A 25,623-nucleotide genomic window follows, 5' to 3' on the forward strand; every position below is an offset into this window, starting at 1 on the left:
GCCAGCACGCAGGCGAGAGGTGATGACGTTGGATCCCAATCCTGACTATGACGCCAGCGATGAGCTGGAGTACGGCGTCAACTGGTTCGCCTGGATTCTGCGCGGGGTGTATCCGCCGCCGGCCTACCCGCCGGTCTGATCCGCGTCGACGCCCTGTCGGTCGTCTCGTCGTGCGTCCAGGCGCGCTTTGCGCGCCTGCACCCAGGTGCGGGCCTGTTCGTTGAGCACGCCCAGCCGTCTGCTCAGTTCCTCGGCGCCAGTACGCCCATGCCTCGCGGCTGCTGAGATGCGCTCGTTGAGTTCGGCGCGCCAGTCGCGCGGCGGTACCGGGTCACGGTCGCGCGGCCACTCGATGGGCGGTTCCGGTGCGGGCGTGGGCGCCACGGCTGCCGACGGCCTGCTTTCCTCCTCGTAGCGCTCGCCGCATTTGCGGCACCGCACCTCGTAGCGCATGCCGCGGCCATACTCGATGAAGGCGTAGTCCGCGACGGACACGCAGCGCGGGCAGCGGGCGAGCCCGCGTTCGACGACCATGCTCACACCGCCATCGTGCGGCCGACACGCCAGTGCACGCACCGGCCACCGACATCTCGATGCCTGATCGGTGCCGTTTCGAGATGTGCGGTCAGGCCGCCGCCTGCTTGACCGCGCGGCCCACCTCGGCTCGCAGTTCCGCATACTCCGGAGAGCGGCGCAGCTCGTCGGCGTCGACTCCGGAGCGCGGCAGGGCAACCGGGATGTCGAGGGCAACCTTGCCGGGCCGGCGGGTCAGCACCACGATGCGCGACGCGAGGAACGCGGCCTCGTCGGCGCTGTGGGTGACGAACACCGTGGTGCGTCCCGACTCGGCGCTGACCTGGCGCACGTCGTCCTGGAGCCGTTCGCGGGTCAGCGCGTCGAGCGCGGCGAACGGTTCGTCGAGCAGGAACAGCGGCGTTTCCGCCGCGAGCGCCCGCGCGATCGCGACGCGCTGCTGCTGCCCGCCGCTGATCTCCCAGATGCGGCGGTGCGCAGTGCCGGCCAGGCCGACGCGTTCGAGCAGTTCGTCGCGGCGGTCTGCACGGCGGTCGCGCGGCACCCTCGCGTATCTCAGGGCCAGGTCGATGTTTCCGCCGACGGTGCGCCACGGGAACAGCCGAGGCTGCTGGAACACCACCCCTGCGGTGACCCCCGGAGTGGGCGGTCGGCCGGCCACGTGAACCGAGCCCTGGCTGGGTTCCTCGAAGCCGGCCAGCAACCGCAGCAGCGTGCTCTTGCCGCAGCCGGACGCGCCGACGAGCACCAGGAACGAGCCGGGGTCGACGGTCAGGTCGACCGGGCCCAGCGCGGTCACTTGATCGCGTCCGCTGCCGTAGCGGTGCGACACCGCTTCGATGCGGACCGCGCCGTCACTCGAGGGCATCCGGCAGGCCCTTGGTGTAGATCGCGTCCTGGAAGACAGCGCGGGGGCTGGCCGCGGGGATCTGTTTCTGGTCGGCGAGAAACTGTGACGCGCTTTCCAGGTTCGCCGCCAGGTTGCCCGGGTTTCCTTCGGTGCCAAGCCATTCCGACGACGAGATGTCCTGGCGCGGGACGAACACCATCTGCTCGAGCTGGCCGGCCACCTCCTCTGGGGTCAGTCCGACTTCGGCGGCGATGGCCGCCGCGGCGGCCTTCGGGTCGTCCTGGATGACGTCGAGGGCCCGTACCTGCTGCTGACGCCAGACGTCGACCGCCTCGGGGTGAGCCGCGGCGAACTCGTCGGACACCGTGGCCAGGTCCAGGGTGGGCTTGCCGGCCTCGGCGAGTTGGCGGCTGGTGATCAGGTCCTTGCCGGTCTCGCGCAGCTGGTCCAGCGTCGGCAGCCACGTGTAGGCGGCGTCGATATCGCCGCGCTCCCAGGCGGCGAGGATGGCCTGGGGCTGCAAGTCGATGAGGGCAACATCGTTGGCGGACAACCCATTCTGGTGCAGCGCAGCCAGCAGGCTGTAGTGCGCGGTGGAGGCGAACGGGGTGCCGATGCGCTTGCCCTTCAGCTGTGCGACGTTGTCGATGCCGGCGGCGTTGCGCACGACGAGCGCCTCGTTCTCGCCGGCGACGTCGAGGATGAACGCGACCTTGTACGGGATGTTCAGCGGCGCGGAGAGTCCACGGGCGACCGGGCTGGATCCCAGGGCCCCGAAGTCGAGTTCCTCGGCGATGAACGCGGTGTTGACGTCGGCGCCGGAATCGAACTTCGTCCACTTGATGTTGTAGTCCGGCAACGCTTCTTCGAGCCACTTGTTGTTCTTGACGATGAGGTCGCCGCTGGGGAACGTCTGGTAGCCGATCCGGATCGTCGGCTTGTCCGAGCCGTCTCCGTGCTGGGCCGAGCGGTCCACCGAGCAGCCGGCCAGTGCCAGCACGACCGAAAGAAGCGCTACCACAACAGCTTTGGTTTTCATATCTTTCCTCTCCAGGGGACACTGCGCCGTTCGGCGGCGCGCAGCAGACCGTCGATCACCAAACCGGAGAACCCGATGGCGAAGATCCCGACCAGCACGACCGGGGTGTTGTTGTAGTTGCTCGCGTCTTTGACCAGTCCGCCGACACCGGGGATGCCGTTGAACAGTTCGGCGGCCACCACCGACGAGTAGGCCATTCCGACCGCGAGCCGGATCCCGGTGAACGTTTCGGGCAGCGCGGACGGGATCACGACGTCGCGGATCACCTCGCGCCGGGAAGCGCCCAGTGCCCGTGCGGCCTCCTGTAGCCCGACCGGGGCGGCGACGACGGCCGCGGTGGTCGCGACCGCGGCGGGCGGCAGTGCGGCCAGCGCGAGCAGCGTCACCTTCGGCGCCTCGTCGATGCCGAGCCAGATGACCAGCAGGAAGAAGTAGGCCAGCGGCGGCAGCGCCCGCAGGAACGTCAGCCACGGTTCCAGGACGCTGCGCACCCACCGCACCGACCCCATGACCAGGCCCAGCAGCACACCGGCCACGACACCGACGACCACGCCGGCCAGCACCCGTCGCAACGTCATGTACAGGTGCTCCCACAGCAGGTGCCCGGCGTAGCCACGTACGCCGTCGTGGGTGGTCGACAGGTCGACGAAGGCGCGCCAGACGGCGGCGGGATGCGGCACGAAGGTCTGGTTCCACAGGCCGCTGGCCGCCGCGAGCTGCCAGAGCACTCCGAACACCGCGACCGACAGCAGCGGCAGCAGCGCACGGGTCAACCGAGCACGCCGACCACTCCGGTCGGGGTGTACGTCACCGCTCGGTGGCGGGGCGACGGCACCGTCGCGGGGAAGGTCGACGAAAACGGACACCGGCGAACATTGACCGACCCGCCACCGTTGCGGAATGGCTGCGATCATCGCGAGCGAAAATCGGGACCGTCGGAGTGCGTGGCGGGAGGGCGTGCAGGTTTGACCGGCCGTCCTCCTACACTGACATCTTTACCCGTCGCTCGACGGGCGGTGTCAGGGTGCCGTGCGGCGCTCGGACCGACACCGGGAAGCGAAGCCTAGATCGGATCGACATCGATGATCATCGGGATACCGAGAGAGTCCCTGCCTGGGGAAACGCGGGTTGCGGCTACCCCGCAGACGGTGGGTCAGCTGATCAAGCTGGGCTATCAGGTCCAGGTGGAGTCCGGCGCGGGGGCTGCGGCGAGCTTCTCCGATGCGGCGTACGCCGAGGCCGGCGCGGACATCGGCACCACTTACGACGTGCTGTCCGCCGATGTGGTGCTGAAGGTCAATGCCCCGACCCGCGGTGAGATCGCCGGTTTCAGCGACGGCGCCACCGTCATCAGTCTGATTTCTCCGGCACTTCAGCCCGAGTTGCTCGAGCAGTTGGCCACGCGGCCGATCACCGTGCTGGCGATGGACGCGGTGCCCCGGATCTCCCGGGCGCAGTCGATGGACGTGCTGTCCTCGATGGCCAACATCGCCGGTTACCGCGCAGTGGTCGAGGCGGCGCACCGGTTCGGCCGCTTCTTCACCGGTCAGGTGACCGCGGCCGGCAAGGTGCCGCCGGCCAAGGTGCTCGTCGTCGGCGCCGGCGTGGCCGGGCTGGCGGCGATCGGGGCCGCCGGCAGTCTGGGCGCCGTCGTGCGCGCCACCGACCCGCGGCCCGAGGTGGCAGATCAGGTCAAATCGCTGGGCGGCGAGTACCTGCCCGTGGACCCGGCGGCCGCCGAAGTGTCGGCGACCGGTTACGCCAAGGAGATGGGCGACGACTACAAGGCCCGCGAGGCGGCGCTGTACGCCGAGCAGTGCAAAGACGTCGACATCATCATCACCACCGCGCTGATCCCCGGTAAGCCCGCGCCGCGCATCATCACCGCCGAGATGGTCGCCTCGATGAAGTCCGGCAGCGTCATCGTCGACATGGCAGCCGCCAACGGCGGCAACGTCGAGGGCACCGTCAAGGACCAGGCGATCGTCACCGACAACGGCGTGACGATCATCGGCTACACCGATCTGGCCGGCCGGTTGCCGGCCCAGTCCTCCCAGCTCTACGGCACCAACCTGGTGAACCTGCTCAAGCTGCTCACCCCGGAGAAGGACGGCCACCTCACGCTGGATTTCGACGACGTCGTACAGCGGTCGGTGACCGTCGTCCGTGACGGCGAGATCACGTGGCCGCCGCCTCCGGTGCAGGTGTCCGCGGCCCCGGCCGCGGCCGCGGCCGCGGCTGCCGCGCCCGTCGAGACCAAGCCGGCCAAGGCGCCCATGTCGTCGGGGCGCCGGCTGGGGCTGACGTTCGTCGCGGCGGCCGCGTTGTTCGCGCTGATCGCGCTCTCCCCCGCCGCGCTGCAGGTGCACCTCACGGTGTTCGCGCTGGCCATCGTGATCGGCTACTACGTCATCGGCAATGTGCACCACGCCCTGCACACTCCGCTGATGTCGGTGACCAACGCGATCTCCGGAATCATCGTCGTCGGCGCCCTGCTCCAGATCGGGCACGGCAACGCCATCGTCACCGCGGTCGCCTTCGTCGCGATCCTGCTGGCCAGCATCAACATCTTCGGCGGTTTCGCGGTGACGCGCCGCATGCTCGCGATGTTCACGAGGAGCTAGAGGACATGTTCACCCTGGAAACCACTGCCACCGCGGCCTACGTCGTCGCGGCGCTGCTCTTCGTTCTGTCGCTGGCCGGGCTGTCCAAGCACGAGACCTCACGCGCCGGCATCAGCTACGGCATCGGCGGCATGACCATCGCACTGATCGCGACCATCGCGCTGGCGATCAACCACCAGATCGAGCCGCTCGGCCTGGGGCTGCTGGTCGTCGCGACGGTCATCGGTGCGGCGATCGGTCTGTGGCGTGCGAAGAAGGTCGAGATGACCGGCATGCCCGAGTTGATCGCGTTGCTGCACTCGTTCGTGGGTCTGGCCGCGGTGCTGGTCGGCTGGAACGGCTACCTGCACGTCGAGGCAGACCCGTCCGGCGCAGAAGCCGTGCAGCTGGCCGACGAGGGGATGCTGGGCATCCACTCCGGTGAGGTCGTCATCGGCGTCTTCATCGGCGCGGTGACGTTCACCGGTTCGATCGTCGCGAACCTCAAGCTCTCGGCGCGGATGAAGTCCGCCCCGATGATGCTGCCGGGCAAGAACTTCCTGAATGTGGGCGCCTTGGTGGTGTTCGCCGCGCTGACCGTGTGGTTCGTCATCGACCCGCAGCTGTGGGTGCTGGTGGCGGTGACCGTGTTGGCGCTGCTGCTCGGCTGGCATCTGGTGGCTTCGATCGGCGGCGGCGACATGCCGGTGGTGGTGTCGATGCTCAACAGCTACTCGGGGTGGGCTGCCGCGGCGGCCGGCTTCCTGTTGGGCAACGATCTGCTGATCGTGACCGGCGCGCTGGTCGGCTCCTCGGGTGCCTACCTGTCGTACATCATGTGCAAGGCGATGAACCGGTCGTTCATCTCGGTGATCGCGGGCGGGTTCGGGATCGAGGCCGGCCCGGCCGACGACAAGGACTACGGCGAGCACCGGGAGATCACCGCCGAGGGCGCGGCCGAGCTGCTGGCCAACGCCAGCACGGTGATCATCACGCCCGGTTACGGCATGGCGGTCGCGCAAGCCCAGTACGGCGTCGCCGAGCTGACGCGCAAGCTGCGGGAGCGCGGCGTCGAGGTCCGTTTCGGCATCCACCCGGTCGCCGGCCGGCTGCCCGGCCACATGAACGTGCTGTTGGCCGAGGCCAAGGTGCCCTACGACATCGTCCTGGAGATGGACGAGATCAACGACGACTTCGACGGCACCTCGGTGGTCCTGGTGATCGGCGCCAACGACACGGTCAATCCGGCGGCGTCGGAGGATCCGGGCAGCCCGATCGCCGGCATGCCGGTGTTGACGGTGTGGAACGCCGACAACGTCATCGTGTTCAAGCGGTCGATGGCGTCGGGCTATGCGGGCGTGCAGAATCCGCTGTTCTTCCGCGAGAACACGCAGATGCTGTTCGGTGACGCGAAGGACCGGGTGGACGCGATCAATGCGGCGCTGTCGACGCCGGCCACCGTCTGACGACGATCAAGCGGTGTGGGGGCGCCTCCCCGCTTGCGGGGGAAGACGAGCCGCGTTGAGGAGTCAGACCATCAGCACCGTCTGACGACGATCAAGCGGTGTGGGGGCACCTCCCGCGGACGGGCGTCGTCTACAGGAGGGGACGGACCCGAAAAAAGACCGACGCGAGCGACATTGTCGAGCACTGGTTAGCCACTCTTACTGACCTCCGACACATTCGCTCGTGCTGGTCTTTCGGGAAGCCCGTCGCGGCCCGCATGAGGACCGTGTGACCCCGCTACCCCGTTTCCCGGGCGCTGGGAGTGGTAGTTGATTTTGCTGCACGCGCTCACCGCTGAGCTTTTGTAGCAACGTTTGTAACGTCGGCACACTGGAATGCCCACGTACCATGCGAAAACCGGTGCGCGCGACAGTCTAAGTGCTTTACTGACGCCTATGAAAATAAATAGCTGGGCGGCCACCGCCCTCGCCGCGCCTGCTATCGCGACCGGCGTCTGCATGCTCAGTTCCGCCACGGCACAGGCGTCGCCCGACGACACCTCCTCCAGCGTCAGCGCCGGACCGGCCACCGACCGCGACGACACCAAGGCAACGAGCTCCTCGGCCGCGCGTGGCAAAGCCCGCGCTACCGCCGGATCCGCTGCGGCGGACGACCGGTCGGACTCGTCGCTCCGCAAACGCGATGCCGGTACCCGCGCGGCCGAGGAACGCGAAGTCGAGATCGACGACGATGCCGCCGAAGAGTCCCTCGGTATCGACGAAACGACAGACGAAACCGATGCGGTCGCGGAGCAATCCGACCCCGACGGCGCAGACGCAACGCCGGCCCAGCCCCAGCCGCGCAAAGCCGCCCTGACCGCCGCCTCCTCGAACCCGTTGAGCAGCAAGCCCCGCGCCGCACAGCGGTTCGTCACGGTGGACACACTGGCCGCGAGGCACGACAGCACCGTAGAAGCCACGGCGGATGACGACGTCGACACCGTCGGTCGCGCGATCGAACAAATCGCCGCCGCACGCGCCGACCTCGACGCGGCCGTCTGGAACAGCGGCAACATCCTGGCCGGACTGGCGGCAATGCTGCCGCAAATGTGGCTGGGCGGCGCCCAGTCGTCACTGGTGCGATGGCAGGAAGGTCACGAGCTGCTGCAGGCGCGGTTCGCCGCCACGGTCGACAACCCGTTCGCGCACTGGATAGCCGGACAGCGCATCGAAGCCAGCATCATGCGCGTCGTCCGTGTCCAGGATCAGCTCGAGGCCGCCGACAAGTGGCTCGACGTGGTGCACGTATTCACCCGACAAGACCTGACCGACATCTCGGAGTTGATCGATGAGGCCTCCGACAACGGCCTCGTCTATCAGATCCTGGACATCTTCACGGAGCGGGGACCGGGCGGCGTCCGCGTCAACCCGATCTTCCAGATGTCGATCAACGGCGGCGAGTACGTCAACGTCCTGCTCGACACCGGCTCGCTCGGCCTCGTGATCAACCCGCAGGTGATCGGTCTGGAAAACGTTCCCGAGCCCGTCGACCACGGCGAGGGTTGCTACGGCGACTGCACGAATGAATATCGCTTCGACGTGTACGAGATCCCGATTTCGGTGGCCGAGGGCGTCGACAGCACCGCCACCCCGGTGCTGGTGGTGACCCTGAGCACGTGGGAGAACGTCGCGAAGGAGAACGGCGACTTCGAAGGCATTCTCGGCATCGGAGCCAATAACGAGTTGCCGTGGACCAACAATCCGCTGACGGCCCTGCCGGGGCTTCTCGGTCGCGGCATCCTGATCGATGAGCGCCGGAACCGGGCGATCCTCGGTCCGAACCCGTACGCGGCACGCGTCACGGTCGACGGGTCACCGATCAGCGACTTGACGGTCAAAATCGGCGACTACGACGAGTATGTCGGCCAAACCTGGCTCGACACCGGCGGACTTCTGGGCACCCTTCCGAAGTCCCTAATCGACGGTGACAACGGCGTGCCCCCCGGCACCCTCATCTCGGTCTACACCGAGGACGGCGAAACACTGCTGTTCTCGTACCGCACCACCAGGTCCAACACGCCGACCTTCACCGATCCCGACGAAAGCGACACGGTGCTTTTCGGGTGGCAACCGTGGGTCGGAGCCTCCGTCTATACCGACTTCACCGGCTCCGGAAGCACCAGTTTCAACTACCGGTAGCGGTTTTCACCCGCCGGTAACCGACCGCCGGGCCCCTCTGGGGGTCCGGCGGTATGGTGGTGTCACTGGGTACAGCCAGCGCCCGCCCCACCACCTCTTAGCCGGTGGCTGCATGAACCAACACACGCCCTCCACGTCGTCGCCCCCGCACCAACGAGACGAACTGCGGTTCGTCAGCACAGACCTGGGCGCGACAGAAGATTTCCTGTCCAAGACCTACACCAAGATGTCGCTCGCGGCTGAACCGGGCGAGCAGACGCAGACCCGTATCGAACGACACTGGCTGGGGCCGATCACCTTCGACGAGGTGCGTGTCGGATTCCACATGTCCTACGACGCGAATCCGATCGGGCTGATCTGCCTGTGCCGCGTTCACGAGGGGCACATCGAGGAGAACTTCATCGGCGAGTCGACCGACGTCTTCGCCCCCGGCGACGTCACCTTGCTCTCGCCGCCGGACGAGCCGTACTCCGGCCGGGCTTGCCAGGCCAGCTACGACCTGACCATGTTCGACCCTGTCCTGCTGGACCGGGTTGCCGGACGCGGCGACTCCATTCGGCTGCTCGGTCACCGGCCGGTGTCGCGCGACGCCGGCCGTCAACTCTTCGCGGCCATCGATTACGTCTCCGCAGTCGCGCACGGTGATCAACCGGTGACCCCGCTGGTGGCCTCGACGACGGCGAGCCTGCTGGCTGCGGTGGTGTTGTCAGCACTCCCCAACACCGCCAACACCGGTCCGGCCGAGGCGACCGACGGCAACGCCAAACCCGCGGTGCTGCGGCGGGCCGTCGCCTACATCGACAGCCGCGCCGACCACGACATCGCGCTGGCCGACATCGCGGCAGCCGTGCACCTCACGCCGCGCGCTCTGCAGTACATGTTCCGCCGGCACCTGGACCTGACCCCGATGGAGTACCTGCGCCGGGTTCGTCTCGATCACGCACACCGGGATCTGCTGCGCGCCGACCCGTCCGAGACCAGCGTGCACACCATCGCCACCCGCTGGGGCTTCGCCCACGCCGGTCGATTCGCGACGATGTACCGGCAGAACTACGGCTGCGCGCCGTCCGACACGCTGAAGAGCTGAGTCAGGTCACCGGCGATAGCCCGCGGGTAGCCGGTCCTTCCAGAAGGGCGCCGTCGGGACCGAATCGCGAACCGTGCAGGGGGCATTCCCAGGCCTGGTCGGCGTCGTTCCAGGAGACGATGCCGCCGAGGTGCGGGCAGACCGGGGAGACTGCGCGGCGCGTCCCGTCCACGTTGCTTTCGGCCTGTAGGTGCCACGGCATCCCGCGCACCGAGCCCTGTCCGTCGGCGGGCGCCCCGGACGGCACCAACGGTTTGACGTAGCCGAGCGCCAGGTGCAGACCGACTTTCGCGTTGAACTCGACCGCGGTCGGCACGCCGCCGAGCTCCTGGGAACTCCAGCTCTGGAAGGCCTGCGCCCAATCCATCCGACCGCCCAGAATGCGTGCGGCCAGCGCAAGCGCTGCCGCCACGCCGTTGGTCATCCCCCACTTGTCGAATCCCGTTGCGACCAAGATGTTCTCGAGCTTCGGCAGCAGCGGCCCGACGTAAGGCAGTTCGGCAGCGGGGTGGTAGTCCTGGGCCGACCAGAAGTGCGTTTGCACCGCACCCGGATAGTGCTGGCGGGCCCAGTCCGCGAGTTCGCTGACGCTCTTGCTGGGCGCGTTGGAGCGGCCGACCGAGTGACCGGCGCCGCCGACGATGAGTTTGTCGCCGGTGTCGGTGGGCGCGTAGCGCACCGAGCGGGTGGGTGAATCGACGGCGATGTACATCGACCGCGTGATCTCGCCGGGCACGTCGAAGGCCAGGCAGTACGACCGCTGCGCCTCGACGCGGGCGAAGAACATGCCGCGGTCCAGAATCGGTGTGCCCGTGGCCAGTACGCACCGCTGAGCGCGGATGACCAGTTGGGCTTCCCGACTGTCCTCGGGGGCGCTCGACATCCGCACATGGACGTCGACGGGCCCGGTACCCGACACCGACGTCACCCGCATGCCTTGCAGCAGGGTGCCGCCGTGGCGTTCGAGTTCGGCGGTCAGACTGGTCAGGACGGGCATCGGGTCAATCTGGGCCTGGTCGGGAAGTCGGACCCCGCCGCGGAACGGGAACGGGACGTCGGCGTCGTCGACCCAGATCGCCTCGCCGAGTCCGGCGTCCCGGCACGCGTCGAGGATGTCGCGGGCGGTGCTCAGTCCTTTGAGGCTCTGCGCGTAGGCGTGGTCGTCTTCGCGTTGCGCGCTGATGCCGTGCTCGTCGCAGTAGCGCAGCAGCCAGTCGCGGCCCTCGGTGTTGCCGGTGACGTATGCGCGCAGCACGTCGGTGTTGTGCTTTCTCGCGATGCGGGCAAGCTTGCTGCCCTGCAGCACACTGACCTTGCCGGTGGTGTTGCCGGTGGCGCAGGCGCCCACCTGGCGGGCCTCCAGCACGACGACTTTCTTTCCGGCGCGCGCGAGCAGCAGCGCGGTGGTGAGGCCGGTCAGTCCGGCACCCACGACGACGATGTCGGCGGAGCGGACATCCTCGGCGGCACCTGCCGACGTGGGAGCTTGAATGCGTCCATCGGTCCACAGAGACGGCATGGCCGCGCGAATACCCGAAGGCCGAGCTGTCTAACCGAGGCGTTTGATCATGCCCGGAGCGGGCAGACAATTCGGATGACGATCTCAGAGCTGGCCACATTGCCTTTACGCGCCGGCGCGGCATTGCGGGACAAGCGGTTCTTCCATCCCACCGGACTGCTCTGCGCCGGCAACATCACCCGACTCGCACCGGACGGCGAGGGCCTGCCCCTGGTGTCCGGTGACGTCGTGGGCCGAGTCTCCAAAGGCGCCGGAACACCCGGCGCGCTGCCCGACTTCGCCGGTCTGGCCTGGCGGATGCCGCGCGACGCCGACGGTGAGCATCCGTGGGACGTGCTGACCGTGTCGTCCTCGGCGCGTGTCGTGCTGCGACCGGTGGCCGCATGGTCGTCGCCGCAGTATTCGACGTTGATGCCGCTGGGTTATCGCGGCGGAATGTTCTGGTTGCGCGCGCAACTGCGGACCCCGTTCGACGGCGACGGATTGTCGATCGACGCGCTGCGCTCCCACTTGGGCTCGGCGCCACTGGAATTCAGTATCGAGCAGGCACGCGGCAACGGCCCGTTCACCAACCTCGCGACGCTGACGCTGCAGCGGGAGGTCTGCGAGGACGATCCCGGCTGCGACCAGCCTTTCGACCCGACGGTGCGCAGCGGCACCGAGGTGCAGCTGTTGCCGCGGTGGCTGACGTCGCTGCGCAAGTCGGCCTACCGCAACAGCCGCGAGGGCCGGGGAGCCGACGCCGACAGCCCCGACGGCGCGAAGCTCTGACATGGCACGTCCTGCTCCGCGACTGACCGGCCTCGAAGCAGCGCTCACCCTCGCCGATCTGGGTCTGCCGTCGGTCGCGGCGGGTGTGATCGCGCGGCGCCGGCCCGTGATGGGTCTGCTGGACCGGCTGGATGCCGACGCGAGAGGCGTCCGCCGCCTGCGCACGCTGCGCGACCGCTACGGCCTGGGCCCTGTCGAGCTGGCGATCCCGGGCCGTCACATCGTGGTCCCGCTCGACCCGGCCGACGTCGGCGGCGTCCTCGCGCAGACGCCGAACCCGTTTCACCCGGCGAGCTGGGAGAAACGGCATGCGCTCGACCAGTTCCAGCCGCGCGGGGTGCTGTCCTCGCGTGGCGCGATCCGTCAGCAGCGCCGCGACTACAACGAAGCCGTCCTGGACTCCGACGCAGAACTGCACCACTTGGCCGCGCCGCTGCACGCCGCCGTGGCGCACCACGCCGCGGCGTTCGCCGAGGCGGTGCTCTCGCGCGAGGGTTTCGATTCCGCACAGTTCACGATCGCCTGGTGGCGGCTGGTCCGCCGCGTGGTGCTGGGCGCCGCGGCCGAGGACGACGACTCGATCACCGACGACCTGTGGCGGCTCCGCAAGGCCGGGAACTGGTCGTTCGCGAGCCTGCCGCATCAGCGGCGCCGCGACCGCTTCTTCGCCAAGCTGTACCGCTACGCCGAGTCGCCCGACCCGGACAGTCTGATGGGCGCGCTGGCCGCGACACCCGCCGCCGGTGCGGTGGACCCGGTCGGGCAGGTTCCACAGTGGCTGTTCGCGTTCGACGCGGCCGGGATGGCGTCGCTGCGCGCGTTGGCGTTGCTGTCCACCCATCCTGACGCGCTCGCCCGCTGCGAGGTCGACGACCCGGAAGCTGTTGCGGTGCGCCCGTTTCTGCGCGCGTGCGTCCTGGAGTCGGTGCGGCTGTGGCCGACGACGCCCGCCATCCTGCGTGAGGTGACCACGACGACCACATGGCACGAGGGCACTCCGGCGGAGGTGACGACGTCGCCGCCGGCTTCGGTGCTGATCCCCGTGCCGGCGTTCCACCGGGATCCCGATCTGCTGGAGTTCGCCGACTCGTTCGCCCCCGACATCTGGCTCGACGGCACCGCGCAGCGCTATCCGCAGCTGGTGCCGTTTTCCGCCGGGCCCGCCGAATGCCCGGGGCGCAACCTGGTGCTGTTCACCACCAGCACGTTGTTGGCCGGACTGCTCGCACGTGTACACCTGACGCTGGAATCGGGCCAGCCGCTGGCACCGGCGCGGGCATTGCCGGCCACGCTCAACCAGTTCGGGCTGTCGTTCAGCGCTCGGCCGCGGCAGGACCAGGGCGAGCCGGTGGCACCGCTGACGGCACGCCCGGCTTGAGCGACCGCAGACGACCACCGATTACAGGTGTCATATCGTGGCGGCATGGACTTCTCGATGTCGGCCAAGGCTCAGGATTACCACCAGCGGTTGACGGACTTCATGACCGAGCACGTCTTCCCCGCCGAGGAGTCGTACCACTCCTACCGTGAGGAGAAGGGCCCCAAGGATCACACGGTCCCTCCCGTGGTGGAGGAACTCAAGGTCATCGCCAAGGAGCGCGGGCTGTGGAATCTGTTCCTGCCCTCGGTGTCTGGGTTGTCCAACCTGGAGTACGCGCCGCTGGCGGAGCTGACCGGCTGGAGCATGGAGATTGCGCCGGAGGCCACCAACTGCGCCGCGCCGGACACGGGCAACATGGAGACGTTGCACCTGTTCGCCACCGAGGAGCAGCGTAAGCAGTGGCTCGAGCCGCTGTTGGCCGGCGAGATCCGCAGTGCGTTCGCGATGACCGAGCCCGCGGTGGCCTCCAGCGACGCCCGCAACATCGAGACGACCATGCTGCGCGACGGTGACGACTACGTCATCAACGGCCGCAAGTGGTGGATCACCGGTGCGGCGGATCCGCGCTGCAAGATCTTCATCGTCATGGGCCGCACCAACCCCGACGCGGCCAGCCACCGTCAGCAGTCGATGATCCTGGTGCCCTCCGACACTCCCGGGGTGGAGATCCGGCGCTCGCTGCCGGTGTTCGGGTGGCAGGACCAGCACGGTCACTGCGAGATCATCTTCGACAACGTCCGGGTGCCGGCGTCGAACCTGCTCGACGAAGAGGGCAGCGGCTTCGCGATCGCGCAGGCCCGTCTCGGGCCCGGCCGCATCCACCACTGCATGCGCGCCATCGGCGCTGCCGAGCGGGCGCTGGCGCTGATGGTCGATCGTGTGCAGAAGCGGGTCGCGTTCGGCAAGCCGCTGGCCGAGCAGGGTGTGGTGCGGGAGGCGATTGCCAAGTCGCGCAACGAGATCGAGCAGACGCGCCTGCTGTGCCACAAGGCGGCCTGGACCATCGATCAGCACGGCAACAAGAGCAAGGACGCCCAGCTGCTGGTCGCGCAGATCAAGGCGGTGGCCCCGCAGATGGCGTGCGACGTGATCGACCGCGCCATTCAGGTGCACGGCGGTGCCGGCGTCAGCGACGACTTCCCGCTGGCGCGGCTGTACAGCTGGCACCGTGCGATGCGGCTGTTCGACGGCCCCGACGAGGTGCACATGCGCACCATCGCGCGGGCGGAGCTGGGCAAGGAGAAGTCGGCGCTGGCGGCGGCGGCGTGCCGCCAGTCAGACCGGGCGGTGACAAGCTAGTGCCCTCCACGGGTGGTGAGCTGCCGGGCGCGTGGAACTTCCGCGACGTCTCGGAGCAGACGGGTATCGCGCCCGGGCGCTTTTTCCGGGCCAGTGAGCTTTCCAAGCTCGACGACGCGGGCCGAGCCGCGCTGTCCGGTTACGGCGTCACCGACGTCGCCGACCTGCGCACGCTGCGCGAGCTGGAGCGGCACGGTCCGGGGTTGGTTCCGCGGGGGGTGGAGATCCACCACCTGCCGTTCGTGGAGACCACCGCGAGCGACGGCGAGGCGCCGCATGAGCACGCCTTCCAGCGGATGATGACCGAGAAACCCGCCGACGAATCGGTTGCCGACGCCGCGGCGCGCTACATGACCGAGGAGTACGGCCGCATAGCGGCTGCCCCGTTGGCGCAGCGCGCGGTGCGTCGGGTGGTGACGCTGCTGGGCGGCGAGCGACGGGTGCTGGCGCACTGCTTCGCCGGTAAGGACCGCACCGGGTTCACCATCGCGGTGGTGCTGGAAGCCGCCGGCGTGGATCGCGACGCGGTGATGGCGGACTACCTGCGCAGCAATGCCGCGGTGCCGCAGCTGCGCGAGAGCATCCTGGCGACGGTTCGGGCACGGATGGCCGAGACACCGGAGGTCGTCGAGCTGGCGGAGGCTCGGCTGACGGAGTCCGTGCTGGGTGTGCGGGAGCAGTACCTGGACGCCGCGCGCCGCACCATCGAGGAACAGTTCGGTTCGCTGCGTGGCTATCTGGAGGCGTCCGGGGTAACCGACGAGGAGCTTCGCCGCCTGCGTGCGGCGCTGAACCCCTGACCCGTTTCCTCTTCCCCTTCCCCGCCGAACTTGCATTCCACGCGCGTCAAGTCGGCATTTGACGCGCGTGGAATGCAATTTCGGCGCGTGGTCAGCTGGTGAGGATGACGCCGACGACCCAGGCTCCCGTCGCGAGCAGCGCGCCGATCAGCTCCACCCCGACCGACAGCGCAACGCCTTTGAGCGCGTGCACGGTCGAGGCCCACGCCCGCGTCAGATCCTGGCGGGTGGCGAATTCCGCGGCGAACACCCCCGCGACGAAACCGATGAGCAGACCGATCACCGGGATGACGAAGAACCCCACCACACCGGCGATCCCACCGATGACCAACACCGAAGTGCGTACCTGCGCCTCGCGCATGCGGCGCACCGGCCAGGTGTATTTGATGATCGCCGACCCCACGATCAGCGCGAGCGCGATGCCGAACACCACCCACGCGGTGGTGGTGTTCACGACGAACGCCCACACTGCGATCGCACCGATCACCAACAACGCACCCGGCAGGATCGGCAGGATGATGCCGGCCAGGCCGATGGCGATCGCCAGTGCGACCAGGAGAATGCCGCCGAGGCTCACCTCAGCGAGCTTAGGCCGTCACGGCTTGCGTCCGCGCACCCACTGCACGGTTCCCATTTCCTTGGACCGCACGCTGACCAGGCCGAGATCTTCCAGCGTGTCGGCCAGTTGGTCGTCGTCGAACGCGTGTGCGCCAAGGTCGGGCAGGAACCGGGAAATGTGCGTGGCGGGGCCGGCGGTCGGCACCATGACCGCCATCCGGCGACCGGATCGCAGCACGCGCACCATCTCCGCGAGCGCGGTGGCCGGTTCGGGGATCAGTTGCAGCATCGCCACCGACACCACCGCGTCGACCGACTCGTCCTGCAGCGGCAGGCGCTGCGCGTCGGCGCGCAGGAACCCGACATTGGGCCCCGCCTCGGCGGCCGCGGCGCGAGCCAGCATCGGCTCCGAGATGTCGACACCGAGCGCCAAGCCGGCCGGACCTACCGCCTGCCCCAGCGCGGCGGTGACGTTGCCCGGTCCGCTGCCGACGTCGAGCGCCACCCCGCCCACGGGGAGATTCAGCCATTCGGTGGGCTCCTGCCACGCGGTCAACAGCCGGCGCATGACCAGTTGTGCGTTGTCGTAGAACAGCGAGCCGAGCCGCGACGCCCACAGCGCCTGGACCGGCCCGGTGTTCTTCTCGCCGTCGGGCGTTTCGCCCAGCAGGTCCAGGTAGCCCTTGCTGACGTCAGGCTGCTCGGGCGGGTCGATGAGCAGTCGATAGGCCATCTGCAGCGCAGGCGGCAGTGTCGAGGTGGCATCACTCATGCCCATCACGCTACGCGCGGTTCAGGCACCGAGCGCAAGCGCGAGGTCGTGGAAATCGTCTGCCAGGATGTCGAATTCGTCCGGGGCAGGCCGGCGGATGGTCCGGTCGGGTCCCTGCTCGAGGGGCCGGTAGACGTACGCGGTGGCCAGTCCGGCGTCGCGGGCCGCCCGCAGGTCGGCGGGGTGGGCGGCGACGAGCATCAGTTCGTCGGGCGCCACGTCGAGGATCTCCGCGCACCCACGGTATGCCTGCGGATCCGGCTTGTAGTGACGGAAGATCTCGGCCGACAGCACGCAATCCCATGGCAGGCCGGCACGTTTGGCCATGTTGGTCAGCAGCGACACGTTGCCGTTGGACAGCGTGGTGATCACGAACCGCCGCTTGAGCCGCTGCAGCCCGGCCACAGCGTCCGGCCACGGGTCGAGGCGGTGCCATGCCCGGTTGAGGTCGTCGACCTCGTTGTCACTCACTGTGATCCCGGCGTCGTCGAGCAACTCCACCAAGCGTCCGCGGTGCAGGTCGTCCAGCCGGGCCCACGGCAGATCACCGCTGCGCACCCGGTCCATCGCGGGGGCGTAGCCGGCGCGCCAGTCGTCGGCGAAGCGCGCCCAGTCCGCGGAGACGTCGTTGCGGAGGCCGAACTCGGTCAGCTCGCGGATCACGCTGGAGCGCCAGTCCACGACAGTGCCGAAGACGTCGAAGGCCAGCGCGCGAACGGTCACGACCGCGTCTATCTGCTCTTCGCGCAAGCGCTCATCGCCGGCTCCAGCACGAGCTTCCCGTGGATCTCCCCATCGGCGAACGCCTGCAGTGCTGCGGCCCCGTCGGACAGCGGGAACCGCACCGGGTCGGGTGGCTTGAGGCCGTTGTCGACGAGTTCGGCCAGCGCCGCGCCCACTTCGGCTTGCGCTCCGGGGGTGCGGTTGACGAATTCGCCCCACCCGACGCCCACGACGCTGACGTTGCGCAGCAGCAACCGGTTGACCTTGACGGTCGGGATGCCGCCGGCGGCGAACCCGATGACCAGCAGCCGGCCTTCGGTGGCCAGCGCCCGGACGGCGTCGTCGAACGCTGCGCCGCCGATCGGGTCGACGACCAGATCCACACCGCGACCGCCGGTTTCGCGTTTGACGGCGTCGAGCCAGCCGTCGGTCAGCGGCAGTACCACATCGGCGCCGAGCGACTCGACGAACTCCGCGGCCGACGGCCGGTGCACCATGGCGATCACTCTGGCGCCCAACGCTTTTGCGATCTGCACCGACGCGGTGCCGATACCGCCGCCAGAGCCGAGCACCAGTACCGTCTCACCGGCCCGCAGGCCGCCGCGGCGGTGCAGCGCGAAGTGCATCGTGTAGTAGTTGCCCAGCAGGCACACCGCCGCGCCGTCGTCGAGCGCGTCGCTGGTGGGGATCACGCTGCCCACCTGCACAGCGACCTGCTCTGCCCACGCTCCCAGCAGGGTGAACGCCGAGACCCGCTGGCCGGCAACGAAACCCGAGTCCTGCGGTGCTGATCGCACCGTGCCCGCGACTTCGAGTCCCGGGACGAACGGCGCGGGCACCTTCATCTGGTACTCGCCGCGCAGCATCAGCAGGTCGGGAAAGCAGACGCCGGCGGCACCGACGTCGATGACGACGGCGTCGGGGGCCGTGATGTCATCGACGTCGGTGTACGCCAGTCCGGAAGGTCCGGATAGTTCCTGCGCGACAAGTGCTTTCACAGTGCGTCTCAGCCGAGGCTGAAGGTGGCCCGCTCGGCTGCCGACAGGTCGGTGATCTCACCCCACTTGGCGGCGACGTCGTCGACGGACGGCACGTCGGTGAACGTCACGCCGCTGTTCTGGAACAGTGCGACGCGCTGCACCTTGCCGCCGCCGACGATGAACACCGACTGGGTGTCCGGCAGCTCCTCGGTGCACAGGTATCCGACGATCGGCGCCACGTATTCCGGTGTCAGCTTCTCGAACACCTCGGGCGGCAGGATGTCCTGCGTCATGCGGGTCGCGGCGATCGGGGCGATCGCGTTGGCCTTGATGTTGTACTTGGCGCCTTCCTGCGACAGCGTGTTGATCAGGCCGACGAGGCCGAGTTTGGCGGCGCCGTAGTTGGCCTGCCCGAAGTTGCCGAACAGGCCGCTGGTGGAGGTCGCGACGACGACGCGGCCGAAGCCGTTCTCCCGGAAGTGCGGCCAGGCCGCGCGGATGACGTTGTAGCCGCCATAGAGGTGCACCTTGAGCACGGCGTCCCAGTTCTCGAACGACATCTTGTGGAAGGTGCCGTCGCGCAGGATGCCCGCGTTGGAGACGACGCCGTCGACCTTGCCGAACTCGTCGACCGCGGTCTTGATGATGTTCTCGGCGCCCTCGGGATCGGCAACGGAGTCGTAGTTCGCCACGGCGCGGCCGCCGGCGTCCTTGATCTCCTTGACGACTTCGTCGGCCATCGCCGAGCCCGAGCCGGTTCCGTCGCGCGCTCCGCCGAGGTCGTTGACGACGACGCTGGCGCCCTCGCGGGCGAGCGTCAGTGCGTACTCGCGGCCGAGGCCGCCTCCGGCACCCGTGACGACGATGACACGATCCTGCACTCCTGGCACTGATGTTCCTCTCTGAAGGGTCCGAACGCTCAAACTATCTTCCCGGGTCGCGGCGTTCCTGCCCGCCGGTCAGAACAGCTTGCGCGCCAACTTCCACGCCTTCTCTGTATACGGCGGATAGATGAAGGCCCCGAGGTCGGGTCTGGTCGGCTTGGTCAACACGGACTTGCTGTGGCTGAACGTCTCGAAGCCGAACTTGCCGTGATAGGCGCCCAGACCCGACGGTCCGACGCCGCCGAAGGGCAGCTTGTGGGTGGCGAAGTGGAAGATCAGGTGGTTGACCACCATGCCGCCGGCCGGGACCTCCTTGATCACCCGCTCGCGCACCGCCTTGGACTTGGTGAACAGGTAGGCCGCCAGCGGCTTGGGCCGCGAGTTGACGAACGAGATGGCGGCGTCGAGGTTCGGCACCGTCACGATCGGCAGGATCGGCCCGAAGATCTCGTCGGTCATCAGCGGCTCGGCGGGGTCGGGGTCGACCACCACGGTCGGGGCGATCTTGACGTCGACCGCGTCGGTTTCGCCGCCGATCGCCACGGTGCCCTTGGTGGCGGCCAGCGCGTTGGCCAGCCGGTTGAAGTGCCGCTCGTTGACGATCTTCTTGCCGCCGGGGTTGCCGGCTTCGAACTCGTCGACGGCTTTGCGGATCCCGTCGACCAGCTTGTCTTTCACCGACGCCTCGACCAGCACGTAGTCCGGCGCGATGCAGATCTGACCGGAGTTGATCAGCTTGGTCCACGCGATGCGTTTGGCGGCGACCTCGATGTCGGCGTCGGCGGTCACGATCACCGGGCTCTTGCCGCCCAGCTCGAGCGTCACCGGCGTCAGGTGCGACGCGGCGCTTTCGTACACTCGGCGGCCGATCTCGGTGCCGCCGGTGAAGATCAGGTGGTCGAAGCCTTGGGCGATGAGTTCCTGGCTGACCGCGCCGTCACCTTCGACGACGGCGATCGCGTCGTTGTCCATGTAGCGCGGGACCAGCTCGGCCATCAGCGCCGACGAGGCGGGCGACACCTCCGAAGGCTTGAGCACCACGGTGTTGCCGGCGGCGATGGCGCCGACTGCCGGGCCGAGCGTCAGCGCGAACGGGAAGTTCCACGCGCCGATGATCAGGACGGTTCCGTAGGGCTCGTACTCGATCCAGCCCAGGCCGGGCAGCTGCGACATCTCGAGCATCCGGTAGCGCCGCTTCATCCACTTGCCGACGTTCTTGGCCGCATAGGCCGCTTCGCCGGCGGTGCTGGCGATGTCGGCGAGCCAGGCCTCGAACGGGGCGCGGCCCAGGTCTTTTTCGAGCGCTTCGATGATCGCGCCTTCGTTGTCGCTCATCAGGCGCTCGAGCGCGCGGAGCTGGTTCTTACGCCATTCGACGCTGCGGGTGCGGCCGGTGGCGAACGTCTGGCGCAGACGGTTGACGACAGCGGGGATGTCGGCTTGTGTGGCTTGGCCCTGTGCGACGGATTCGGTGGTCATGACGGGGTCTCCTTCCGACCTCGGATGACCCGAATCGTAGCCAACCACCCGGTTGGTGAACAGGTGCCCTGTGGAGACTCAGAGACGCTCGGCGGTGGTGAATGTCGAGAAAGACTGGTCGTCGGCCTGCTGAATCTCGACCAGGCGACCGAGTCGCTGCATCTCGTCCTGGGAGGAGAACGGCTCGGCCTTCCAGCCGTGCGCGGACAGCCACTCGGCGACGTCGGCGCGGTCAGGGTCGTCGTAGACGAGGTCGGTGATGTCCATCGGCTCGTCGACGCCGAGCTTCGCGGTCAGAGCCGCGAACCGCTCCCGCATCTGTTCGCGGCGCTCGGTGGCGTGGACGCCCATGCTCTCGGCGGCGACCCGGCTACCGGTTGCGCTGAGCTCGCTGATTTGGGTGAACAACCGGTCCTGGGCGTCGGCGGGCAGATACATGAGCAGCCCTTCGGCCAGCCATGCCGTCGGCTTGGTCGGGTCGAATCCGGCGGCGGTCAGGGCGGCCGGCCAGTCCTGGCGCAGGTCGATGGGGACTTCCCGACGGTCGGCGGTCGGCGTCACGCCGTGCCTGGCCAAGGTTTCGCCCTTGTACTGCAGCACCATCGGCTGGTCGATCTCGAAGACGGCGGTCCCGGCCGGCCACGGCAGCCGGAACGCGCGGGAGTCCAGGCCGGCGGCGAGGATGACGACCTGGCGGATGCCCGCGTCGACGGCCTCTGCGAAGAACCGGTCGAAGAAGTGCGTGCGGACGGCCTGGTAGTTGAACATGTGCTCGAACATGACGGCGACCTCGGGATCGACGTCCCGGATCCGGGCGACCAGCCCGGTGTCGAGCATGTGTTCCCAGGAGCCGGTGCCCGCGTCGGCCACCAGGACCGCGGCGTAGGGGTCGCTGATCAACGCGTCGGGGCGGGCGGTCTCGGCGGCACGGGCGGCAGCGACCATGACGGCCGTCGCGCCGACGCTGGAGGCGATGTCCCAGGTGTCGTCGTCAGTGCGCAGTGCGCTCAATGGAGGCTCCCTCGGTACAGGAACGACAAAAAGTACTTCGGAAGTCTATCTAAGAGAATTACGCTGCGCCTGTGCGCAACCTGTGCCGTTGGTCTCTACTCGCTGAGATTCCAGAGCTTGTGCGCCAGCAGCAGCTCGAGCTTGTGGAGGACGCCGCCGACGTTGCCCTTGTCGCCGATGAACCCGGCGTAGAACCCCATGCCCCACATCACCGCGACCAGCATCTCGACGAGTTGCTCGACATCGGTGTCAGTGCTGAGCTCACCGCGCGTGATCGCGTCGTCGACGGCCCAACGGATGAAGGCCTGCGAGTTCTTCAGCGGATCGTGCTCGTCGTCGACCAGTTCGGGGTGGCGCCGGGTCTCCAGCACCGAGGTCACGAGGAAGGCTGCGGCCGAGCGGTTGTCGGCGTCGGCCTGTGTCGCGGAGGTCAGAAATGCCGCCAGTCGATCCACCAGCCGGGTGTGGTCGTGTGCGCGGGCGATACCTGCGCTAACAATCGTGGTGTTGGTCTGCTGCACCACTTCCGCCCACAGAATCCGTTTGCTGGAGAAGTAGTGATTGATGGCCGGGCGAGTGAGGTCTGCGCGGATCGCGATGGCCTGAAAAGTGGCAGCGTCGTACCCGAGTTCGCTGAACACCTCCCGAGCTGCACGCACAATGCGTTCCCGCGTTTCAGCGGCCTTAGCTGCAGGAGGACGACCTGGTCCTCGACTCGCCGTGTACGGCACGGTCAAATTGTGCCACACGCCACTCGGCCTGGTGGCCGCCGGTCATCCGGCCGAGCCGCGCCGTACCGTTTCAGCAAATCGTACGGCCATCGCCGCATTTGTCTTGATCGATCAAATTCGGTGGTGCATCCGACGCCGCGGCGGGCGTGGAATTAGGGTTGCGCCCCATGGGGGCGGTGTCGTCACGCGAGTCGTTTTTCGAAACCGGGTTGGCCGTGTTGGCCGACCTGGGGTTCGGTGGGCTGAAGCTGGCGGTGGTATGTCAGCGCCTTGGCGTCACGACGGGTTCCTTCTACCACTACTTCTCGAGCTGGTCGGCGTTCACCCGCGAGCTGGTCGTGCACTGGCAGCACGGGATGACGGTGGCGGTGGTCGACTCGGCCAGCTCCGAACCCGACCCGCGCGCCCGAATCGACAAGTTGATCCAGAACGGGCTGACCCTGCCCCATAGCGCCGAGGGCGCGATCCGGGCGTGGAGTGCGGTCGACCCGGACGTGCGCAAGGTGCAGGCCGCAGTCGATGCGCAGCGTTTCGACGCGCTCTACGAGTCGGCGTTGGAGATCCTGCAGAACCGCCGACAGGCCCAGGTGTTCGCGGCGTGGGGCATGTACCTGCTGGTGGGTTATGAGCAGGCGATCCTGCCCACCGAGGTGTCGGCCGCGCGGTGGATCGTCGACCAGATGCTCGACACGCTCGACTCCGGCCGATTCCGTTCGGTGCCCGACGATGAGTGACGCGGGCCCGATGGCTGCTTTCTCCAGTAGCAAACCGTGACCGGGACACCGCCACGGCGATGACCGGCCGCGCGGACGGATGGTGGGCCCGCCTCGTAGGGCGGGTGCGTCGCCGCGACCCCGACCGCGACGCGTTGCGTCGTGCCGTGCGGGCCGCAGTGGCGGTGCCGGTGGCGGCGGCGGTGGGCTTCCTCGTTGCTGGAGACTCGACGCAGACACCGATGTTCACGCTGTTCGGGTCGGTGGCGCTGGTGGTGTTGTCGGACTTCCCGGGCAACCGGCACGGCCGCGCGCTGGCCTACGCCGGCTTGGGTGTCAACGGAGCGGTGCTGATCACGCTGGGCACGCTGATGGCCCCGTATGCCGGGCCGGCCGTGGTCGCGATGTTTCTCCTGGGTGTGGTCGTCACCTTCTCCGGTGTTCTCAGCGAGACGGTGGCCGCCGGGCAGCGGGCGACGCTGTTGACGTTCGTGCTGCCGTTGTGCACGCCGCCGGGGCCGATCGACGAACGACTCCTCGGCTGGGGCATCGCCTTGGCGGTGTGCGTACCCGCCGCGTTGTTCCTGCTGCCACCGCGCCACCACGGACTGTTGCGTCGACGCGCGGCGCGGGCGTGCGCCGCGCTGGCCGATCAGATCGAAGGCGCCGCGTCGGCCGACGACGTAAGGCACGCGATGGACGCGCTGAACCGCACGTTCCTGGGCACGGACTACCGTCCGGTCGGGTTGTCGGCCGGTAGCCGCGCACTGGTTCGCGTCGTCGACGACTTGGAGTGGGTCGCCGACCGCATCGGCCTGGAAACCGAGGTGACCCTGCGCGACAAGGAGGCGGTGGCGCGGGTGTTGCGCAGTGCCGCTGCGGTGCTGCGGGTTTCACGACCCGTCGACCGGGCTCCGGCCCGCGCGCAGCTCGAGGCCGCGCTGACGACGCTGCGCTCGGCGGCGCGGGGCCGCTGGCGCGAGGACGTCGAGGCGATCCTCGACGCAGTCGACGACGAGCACGCGGTGCGGTTGGGCGGCGCGCTGCTGCACCGTCGGACGGTGGCCGCCACGGTCGGTGCGACCGGCCGGTTGATCGCCGCGGCTGCGGCTGCCGATGCGCGACCGGTCTGGGCGCGGGCGCTGGGGCGGCGTCTGCCGCCGACGGGCGCGTCGGATCGTCTGCTACCGGAAACCGTTGCGGTCGCGCAGATCACGTCGGGTTTCGTCGCCAACCGGGCGGTGGCGCTGCGCAACGCGCTGCGCACCGGTCTCGGATTGGCGGTCGCGGTCGCGGTGACGCACACGTTTCCGGTCGAGCAGGGTTTCTGGGTGGTGCTGGGCGCGTTGTCGGTGTTGCGTAGCAGCGCGTTGACCACCGGCACGCGGGTGTGGCGCGCGGTGGTCGGCACCGGCATCGGATTCCTGTTGGGCGCGTTGCTGATCGGGCTCGTCGGTGTCGACCCGGTGGCGATGTGGTTGCTGTTGCCGGTGGTGGTGTTCGGCTCGGCCTATGTGCCCGAGATCGCGTCGTTCACCGCGGCGCAGGCCGCGTTCACGATGTTGGTGCTGATCTTCTTCAATCTGATCGCACCGACCGGGTGGCAGGTCGGACTGATCCGCGTCGAGGACGTCGTGGTGGGCGCGATGGTCGGGGTGGCGGTGTCGCTGTTGTTGTGGCCGCGCGGTGCCGGGGCAGCGGTGGCGCGTGCGGTCGACTCGGCGCGCGGGGTCTTCGCGCGGTACCTGCGGGTGGCGGTGCTGCGGATCACCCGCGGGGAATTCGAGGGCCGCGCCGACGAGGTCGCCACCGCGAGCTTCCAGGCGGTGACAGCCGCCCGCGTCGCGGATGACGCGGTGCGCCACTATCTTTCGGAGGGCAGCGGCGAGACGGACCTGCGCGCGCCGGTGGTGCGCTCGTTCAACCGGGCGTTGCGATTGCGTTCCGCGGCCGATCTGATCGCCGACATCCCGACCCCGCCCCCGCTGGAGGCGTATCCGGAAGTGCGCCGGGTGCTCGAAGCCCACAGCGCCGCGCTGGTTGCCCGCGTGTGCGGCAGGCCGGATTGCGAGCAGCCGGCCCCGATCAGCGACGAGTTCGTGCGTGCGCTGCGTGCCGAGGCCCGCGACGACGACCTCGCCGTGTCGGCGGCGCTGCCGCTGCTGACGGTCGCCGCGCTGCTCGGCGAGCTCGAGCTGACCTACCCGCTGCCCAGTCCGGTGAGGTGACAGCTCTCCGTAGCATG

The 25,623-nt window shown here is 68.6% G+C and carries 23 protein-coding genes and 1 pseudogene; 11 read left to right on the forward strand and 13 right to left on the reverse strand.

Annotation, left to right across the window (positions count from 1 at the left end; translation table 11 throughout):
- Positions 1-31: 31 nt before the first annotated feature.
- Positions 32-139, forward strand: a pseudogene (locus ACQI46_RS15435) (CAP domain-containing protein); the annotation flags it as partial.
- Here the strand turns inward: ACQI46_RS15435 and ACQI46_RS15440 are convergent.
- From ACQI46_RS15440 to ACQI46_RS15455, 4 genes are all read right to left on the reverse strand, one after another.
- The gene (locus ACQI46_RS15440) at positions 124-534 is read right to left on the reverse strand and encodes a hypothetical protein (protein WP_427095074.1); all 411 of its coding nucleotides are present in this window, start codon (positions 532-534) and stop codon (positions 124-126) included. The pseudogene ACQI46_RS15435 and the gene ACQI46_RS15440 overlap by 16 nt on opposite strands.
- Positions 535-625: 91 nt before the next feature.
- On the reverse strand, positions 626-1,402 hold the full coding sequence (locus ACQI46_RS15445; protein WP_427094892.1) for an ABC transporter ATP-binding protein: 777 nt from the start codon (positions 1,400-1,402) through the stop codon (positions 626-628).
- Positions 1,389-2,423: a glycine betaine ABC transporter substrate-binding protein gene (locus ACQI46_RS15450; protein ID WP_427094893.1), complete on the reverse strand. Its 1,035-nt coding sequence runs from the start codon at positions 2,421-2,423 to the stop codon at positions 1,389-1,391. The genes ACQI46_RS15445 and ACQI46_RS15450 overlap by 14 nt, the downstream gene beginning before the upstream one ends.
- Positions 2,420-3,289, reverse strand: a complete 870-nt coding sequence (locus ACQI46_RS15455) for an ABC transporter permease (protein WP_427094894.1) — start codon at positions 3,287-3,289, stop codon at positions 2,420-2,422. The genes ACQI46_RS15450 and ACQI46_RS15455 overlap by 4 nt, the downstream gene beginning before the upstream one ends.
- Before the next feature lie 216 nt (positions 3,290-3,505).
- On the opposite strand from ACQI46_RS15455, the gene ACQI46_RS15460 reads away from it, so the two are divergent.
- The 4 genes from ACQI46_RS15460 to ACQI46_RS15475 all read left to right on the forward strand — a co-directional run bounded on the left by ACQI46_RS15460 (position 3,506) and on the right by ACQI46_RS15475 (position 9,757).
- The gene (locus tag ACQI46_RS15460) at positions 3,506-5,047 is read left to right on the forward strand and encodes a Re/Si-specific NAD(P)(+) transhydrogenase subunit alpha (protein ID WP_427094895.1); all 1,542 of its coding nucleotides are present in this window, start codon (positions 3,506-3,508) and stop codon (positions 5,045-5,047) included.
- A 5-nt stretch (positions 5,048-5,052) separates the two neighbouring features.
- Positions 5,053-6,492: a Re/Si-specific NAD(P)(+) transhydrogenase subunit beta gene (gene pntB, locus ACQI46_RS15465; RefSeq protein ID WP_427094896.1), complete on the forward strand. Its 1,440-nt coding sequence runs from the start codon at positions 5,053-5,055 to the stop codon at positions 6,490-6,492.
- A 435-nt stretch (positions 6,493-6,927) separates the two neighbouring features.
- Positions 6,928-8,670: a PecA family PE domain-processing aspartic protease gene (locus ACQI46_RS15470; RefSeq protein ID WP_427094897.1), complete on the forward strand. Its 1,743-nt coding sequence runs from the start codon at positions 6,928-6,930 to the stop codon at positions 8,668-8,670.
- Between the two features lie 112 nt (positions 8,671-8,782).
- Positions 8,783-9,757 (forward strand): helix-turn-helix domain-containing protein, encoded by a 975-nt coding sequence (locus tag ACQI46_RS15475; RefSeq protein ID WP_427094898.1) that lies wholly within the window; start codon positions 8,783-8,785, stop codon positions 9,755-9,757.
- A gap of 1 nt (position 9,758) precedes the next feature.
- Here ACQI46_RS15475 and ACQI46_RS15480 read toward each other — a convergent pair whose 3' ends face one another.
- Positions 9,759-11,276: an FAD-dependent oxidoreductase gene (locus ACQI46_RS15480; protein WP_427094899.1), complete on the reverse strand. Its 1,518-nt coding sequence runs from the start codon at positions 11,274-11,276 to the stop codon at positions 9,759-9,761.
- Between the two features lie 75 nt (positions 11,277-11,351).
- Between ACQI46_RS15480 and ACQI46_RS15485 the strand changes: the two genes are divergently transcribed.
- Genes ACQI46_RS15485 through ACQI46_RS15500 form a run of 4 tightly spaced genes read left to right on the forward strand, consistent with a single transcriptional unit; the run spans position 11,352 to position 15,527 of the window.
- Complete coding sequence (locus ACQI46_RS15485; RefSeq protein ID WP_427094900.1) at positions 11,352-12,047, forward strand: phosphodiesterase; 696 nt, start codon at positions 11,352-11,354, stop codon at positions 12,045-12,047.
- A 1-nt stretch (position 12,048) separates the two neighbouring features.
- A complete protein-coding gene (locus tag ACQI46_RS15490; RefSeq protein ID WP_427094901.1) occupies positions 12,049-13,425 on the forward strand; it encodes a cytochrome P450 in 1,377 nt (458 codons plus the stop codon).
- Positions 13,426-13,482: 57 nt separating this feature from the next.
- Positions 13,483-14,727, forward strand: coding sequence for an acyl-CoA dehydrogenase family protein (locus ACQI46_RS15495; RefSeq protein WP_427095075.1), 1,245 nt, complete (start codon positions 13,483-13,485; stop codon positions 14,725-14,727).
- Entirely contained in the window at positions 14,727-15,527 is an 801-nt protein-coding gene (locus ACQI46_RS15500; protein WP_427094902.1) for a tyrosine-protein phosphatase, read from the forward strand. Before ACQI46_RS15495 ends, ACQI46_RS15500 begins: the two co-directional genes overlap by 1 nt.
- Positions 15,528-15,618: 91 nt before the next feature.
- Here ACQI46_RS15500 and ACQI46_RS15505 read toward each other — a convergent pair whose 3' ends face one another.
- The 8 genes from ACQI46_RS15505 to ACQI46_RS15540 all read right to left on the reverse strand — a co-directional run bounded on the left by ACQI46_RS15505 (position 15,619) and on the right by ACQI46_RS15540 (position 22,665).
- A complete protein-coding gene (locus tag ACQI46_RS15505) occupies positions 15,619-16,104 on the reverse strand; it encodes a DUF456 domain-containing protein (protein WP_427094903.1) in 486 nt (161 codons plus the stop codon).
- A gap of 18 nt (positions 16,105-16,122) precedes the next feature.
- Complete coding sequence (locus ACQI46_RS15510) at positions 16,123-16,857, reverse strand: methyltransferase domain-containing protein (RefSeq protein ID WP_427094904.1); 735 nt, start codon at positions 16,855-16,857, stop codon at positions 16,123-16,125.
- A gap of 21 nt (positions 16,858-16,878) precedes the next feature.
- Complete coding sequence (locus ACQI46_RS15515) at positions 16,879-17,580, reverse strand: haloacid dehalogenase type II (RefSeq protein ID WP_427094905.1); 702 nt, start codon at positions 17,578-17,580, stop codon at positions 16,879-16,881.
- A gap of 8 nt (positions 17,581-17,588) precedes the next feature.
- The gene (locus tag ACQI46_RS15520; protein ID WP_427094906.1) at positions 17,589-18,578 is read right to left on the reverse strand and encodes an NADPH:quinone oxidoreductase family protein; all 990 of its coding nucleotides are present in this window, start codon (positions 18,576-18,578) and stop codon (positions 17,589-17,591) included.
- A gap of 8 nt (positions 18,579-18,586) precedes the next feature.
- Entirely contained in the window at positions 18,587-19,450 is an 864-nt protein-coding gene (locus tag ACQI46_RS15525; protein ID WP_427094907.1) for an SDR family oxidoreductase, read from the reverse strand.
- A 69-nt stretch (positions 19,451-19,519) separates the two neighbouring features.
- On the reverse strand, positions 19,520-20,923 hold the full coding sequence (locus tag ACQI46_RS15530; protein ID WP_427094908.1) for an aldehyde dehydrogenase family protein: 1,404 nt from the start codon (positions 20,921-20,923) through the stop codon (positions 19,520-19,522).
- Between the two features lie 78 nt (positions 20,924-21,001).
- Positions 21,002-21,934 (reverse strand): class I SAM-dependent methyltransferase, encoded by a 933-nt coding sequence (locus tag ACQI46_RS15535; protein WP_427094909.1) that lies wholly within the window; start codon positions 21,932-21,934, stop codon positions 21,002-21,004.
- Between the two features lie 95 nt (positions 21,935-22,029).
- The gene (locus ACQI46_RS15540; protein ID WP_427094910.1) at positions 22,030-22,665 is read right to left on the reverse strand and encodes a TetR/AcrR family transcriptional regulator; all 636 of its coding nucleotides are present in this window, start codon (positions 22,663-22,665) and stop codon (positions 22,030-22,032) included.
- 167 nt (positions 22,666-22,832) lie between these two features.
- On the opposite strand from ACQI46_RS15540, the gene ACQI46_RS15545 reads away from it, so the two are divergent.
- Both ACQI46_RS15545 and ACQI46_RS15550 read left to right on the forward strand, forming a co-directional pair.
- The gene (locus ACQI46_RS15545) at positions 22,833-23,399 is read left to right on the forward strand and encodes a TetR/AcrR family transcriptional regulator (protein ID WP_427094911.1); all 567 of its coding nucleotides are present in this window, start codon (positions 22,833-22,835) and stop codon (positions 23,397-23,399) included.
- Between the two features lie 59 nt (positions 23,400-23,458).
- Positions 23,459-25,606, forward strand: a complete 2,148-nt coding sequence (locus ACQI46_RS15550) for an FUSC family protein (protein WP_427094912.1) — start codon at positions 23,459-23,461, stop codon at positions 25,604-25,606.
- Positions 25,607-25,623 lie beyond the last annotated feature (17 nt).

The sequence above is a fragment of the Mycobacterium sp. SMC-4 genome, from assembly GCF_050205565.1.
Lineage (GTDB): Bacteria > Actinomycetota > Actinomycetes > Mycobacteriales > Mycobacteriaceae > Mycobacterium.

Coding starts and splice junctions, on each gene's coding strand:
- ACQI46_RS15440 (WP_427095074.1), bottom strand. CDS start 534: ATGGTCGTCGAACGCGGGCTCGCCCGCTGCCCGCGCTGCGTGTCCGTC.
- ACQI46_RS15445 (WP_427094892.1), bottom strand. CDS start 1,402: ATGCCCTCGAGTGACGGCGCGGTCCGCATCGAAGCGGTGTCGCACCGC.
- ACQI46_RS15450 (WP_427094893.1), bottom strand. CDS start 2,423: ATGAAAACCAAAGCTGTTGTGGTAGCGCTTCTTTCGGTCGTGCTGGCA.
- ACQI46_RS15460 (WP_427094895.1), top strand. CDS start 3,506: ATGATCATCGGGATACCGAGAGAGTCCCTGCCTGGGGAAACGCGGGTT.
- pntB (WP_427094896.1), top strand. CDS start 5,053: ATGTTCACCCTGGAAACCACTGCCACCGCGGCCTACGTCGTCGCGGCG.
- ACQI46_RS15470 (WP_427094897.1), top strand. CDS start 6,928: ATGAAAATAAATAGCTGGGCGGCCACCGCCCTCGCCGCGCCTGCTATC.
- ACQI46_RS15475 (WP_427094898.1), top strand. CDS start 8,783: ATGAACCAACACACGCCCTCCACGTCGTCGCCCCCGCACCAACGAGAC.
- ACQI46_RS15480 (WP_427094899.1), bottom strand. CDS start 11,276: ATGCCGTCTCTGTGGACCGATGGACGCATTCAAGCTCCCACGTCGGCA.
- ACQI46_RS15485 (WP_427094900.1), top strand. CDS start 11,352: ATGACGATCTCAGAGCTGGCCACATTGCCTTTACGCGCCGGCGCGGCA.
- ACQI46_RS15490 (WP_427094901.1), top strand. CDS start 12,049: ATGGCACGTCCTGCTCCGCGACTGACCGGCCTCGAAGCAGCGCTCACC.
- ACQI46_RS15495 (WP_427095075.1), top strand. CDS start 13,483: ATGTCGGCCAAGGCTCAGGATTACCACCAGCGGTTGACGGACTTCATG.
- ACQI46_RS15510 (WP_427094904.1), bottom strand. CDS start 16,857: ATGAGTGATGCCACCTCGACACTGCCGCCTGCGCTGCAGATGGCCTAT.
- ACQI46_RS15530 (WP_427094908.1), bottom strand. CDS start 20,923: ATGACCACCGAATCCGTCGCACAGGGCCAAGCCACACAAGCCGACATC.
- ACQI46_RS15545 (WP_427094911.1), top strand. CDS start 22,833: ATGGGGGCGGTGTCGTCACGCGAGTCGTTTTTCGAAACCGGGTTGGCC.
- ACQI46_RS15550 (WP_427094912.1), top strand. CDS start 23,459: ATGACCGGCCGCGCGGACGGATGGTGGGCCCGCCTCGTAGGGCGGGTG.